Here is a 3,080-nt window from a genome sequence, read left to right as displayed (position 1 = left end):
GTTGGAAAGGACCTGACCACATCGGGTGCCACGGCGTCCGACATTTTGAATAACATTCCTTCCGTAAGTATCGATCAGCAAACGGGAAGTCTGAGCTTACGTGGCAATCAAAATGTGCGTGTCATGGTAGACGGAAAATTATCCAATGTTCCCGTGGAGCAGCTCTTGAAACAAATTCCGTCGACCTCAATCAAGCAAATTGAATTGATCACCAATCCGTCTGCAAAATATAATCCAGAAGGCATGAGCGGCATTATTAATATCATTCTTCATAAAAACACGAATGTCGGTTTTAATGGAAACCTGAATCTTGGCTTGACCAAAGAAATCCATGCGAAATTCAATAGCTCGATGGATTTGAATTACAGAAATGGCAAGTTCAACCTCTATGGGAATTATGGCAACAACATAGGCAAAAACCAAAATTACGGAACCATCGATCGACCTAATGACAATTCTCAGCAGGCTTTTAACATTTTCAACAACAACAAATCCCATCTGTACAAATTTGGAATCGATTTTTATGCGGATGATAACAATACCATTTCCGTATTTACCAATCAGAACAGCTATGATGGTAAAGGCCTAGGCGCCGTCAGCATTTTAAGACCGAATATGGCAACTCAAGCTCAAGTTTTTAATGTTTTATCTGATAATCTATCCTCACAATACAATTTGGTGTTTAAGCATAACTTGACCAAAGAAGGCGAGAAAATCGATTTAGAGGTGGATTACAATACCTATACTGAAAATGAAGCTTCTGATTTCACATATACTAATTTTTCATTTCCTCCAAATTATATGGATTTTGTTGACACCAATCGTGAGCAAACCACCATCAACTTGGACTATGTGAATCCGCTAAGTGACAAAGCAAAATTGGAAGTTGGACTTGAAGCGCGTTTGTTTAATACGGATGTGCATTATGATTCCACAGGAAAATCCTTTAATGAAACAGGTGCCATCATCAACACTCCAAGTACAGACTTTAATTATAAAAGAGGTATTTATTCGGCTTATCTCACTTACGGAAAAACCTTTGAAAAATGGAGTTATCAAGTGGGCGCCCGTGCAGAAAGTGTTACAGATGACGCTAAAGCCATAAACTATACAGAAAACTCAAGGGAAACTATTCCTTTTAAAAACGATTATCTACAAGTGTATCCCTCCGCATTTCTGACCTATACACCAAGTGATAAAAACTCCTATCAGGCGAGTGTGAGTAGACGTGTGGATCGACCAGGTTTAGGACAAATAAACCCCATTAGAGAATGGAGCACTCCACTAACCTCTTCTTTCGGGAATACAGAATTACAACCTCAGTTTACGAATTCCATTGAATTGAATTATACAAGAAAATTAGAAAAAGGCTCCTTTACAGGCGGTGTTTTTTATCGAATTATTGAAGATGAAATTAATCAAGCGGCATTTATTGACCGTCTGGATTTGAACAAGACCATTCTAACTTATGATAATTTTGACAACACCTCTGCGTACGGCATTGAGCTGTCAAGCACCTACAAACCTGCAGACTGGTGGAATTTTAATGCGAGTTTTGATCTGTTTTCACAAACCCAAAAAGGTATTTCTGAAATTTTAAATACACCTATCGGACAAGAACCCACAGTAAATGATATAGGACTTACTGAAATTAAAGTGGATAACATAGCCTACAGTTTCAGAATGAACAATACTTTTAAAGCGACTAAGAAGCTTAGTTTTTCTCTTTTTGGCATGTACCGATCAGAAAGAGAAGGCTTACAGTTTACCAGCAAACCCATGTATTTTGTCAATACCGGTTTACGATATAACTTTTTGGATGATGCTGCCACATTCAGTTTTAATTACAATGATATTTTCAATACAATGAAGGCTCAATTTGAGAGCGACCTGCCTTATCGTCAAGTGGGACAATTCAATTGGGAAAGCAATTCCTGGAACATCGGATTATCCTATCGTTTTGGCGGTGGCAAATACCGCGCTTTACAACGAAAAAATAGAGATCAAAATGAAAAATCTGGTGGCGGTGGGATTATGTAATGAAAACTATCAATTACACAACTCACTACCAAGCAACTAAGACGATCCAGACGCTAAATATGTAACGAGAAAAAATAATGCATTAAATATTTCAACCGTTAAAGTTATGTTAATTGTAGAGTTAATGTTGGAACATTCCTATCTAAGCCCTTGTTTTATCACACCTAACTAACTATTGTCTTATTTTTAAATTGATTTGAATTAGCCTTCTACTTTTTGAAAAAAGGTATTAGCGAAGTTGGTATACCTAAAATCCGAAGTTTCGACTTCGGATTTTTCTATTTTACACACCCTTATAGTATTCCTTTTTTGGGGAATTAAAAACCCATTATAAGCATCGCTAAATTATTGAGCACTAACTTTTATGCATGAGCATAAAGGTGTTAAATCTGAAGGTTTCCCCTTCATAATCAAGCACTTTCTGTTAATTGGAAGTTAAAGTGAAAAACTGATGAAATAAAACAGGGATTATAGCGTCTGAATATATGTGATAAGTTTTCATATTTAATCAAAGTGTTAGTTAAGTTGATTAATAGCAGAGAAGCCCGGGACAGAATAATGTTTCGGGTTTTTCAATTCCTGCTTGCCGAATTCCTGCGAAGGCAGGAAACCTTCAGGTTCAGCGAAGCTAATCTTAGAATTTAACTATCAATATATGTATATTATAATCTACACTTAAAATAAAATTCCTGCCAAGGCAGGAATTTTAAGAGCTCCATAATAATGGAAAAATTATAAATTCAAAATAGCTTTATAAAAATCCTACTAATTCTCATCTTTTAGATCGTCATAAATATCGAGATTATCATTTTCATCATGTGATCCCTACCTTCGCAGGGATTAAGTAACCACGCAGGGATTTTGCTACCATCTAATTACCACACTTCCCCAAGTAAATCCACTACCAAAAGCAGCCAATACCACCAAATCGCCATCTTTTATTCTACCTTCTTCCCACGCTTCTGAAAGGGCAATAGGAATGGATGCCGCTGTAGTGTTGCCATATTTTTGGATATTGTTGAACACTTGATCATCAGTTA

Annotated in this window: 2 protein-coding genes; one reads left to right on the top strand and one right to left on the bottom strand. The window is 36.6% G+C overall.

Features of this window, described 5'->3' with window-relative positions; all coding sequences use genetic code 11:
• The coding region (locus tag ABIQ28_RS13305; protein WP_348038105.1) for an outer membrane beta-barrel family protein at positions 1 to 2,040 on the top strand (2,040 nt) is incomplete at its 5' end.
• Positions 2,041 to 2,904: 864 nt separating this feature from the next.
• On the opposite strand, the gene ABIQ28_RS13300 is transcribed toward ABIQ28_RS13305, so the two are convergent.
• The coding region (locus ABIQ28_RS13300; RefSeq protein WP_348038107.1) for a 3-oxoacyl-[acyl-carrier-protein] synthase III C-terminal domain-containing protein at positions 2,905 to 3,080 on the bottom strand (176 nt) is incomplete at its 5' end.

The sequence above is a fragment of the Gelidibacter sp. genome (assembly GCF_039916245.1).
In the GTDB taxonomy this organism is placed as follows: Bacteria; Bacteroidota; Bacteroidia; order Flavobacteriales; family Flavobacteriaceae; genus Gelidibacter.
This window is presented reverse-complemented; position numbering and strand designations above follow the sequence as displayed.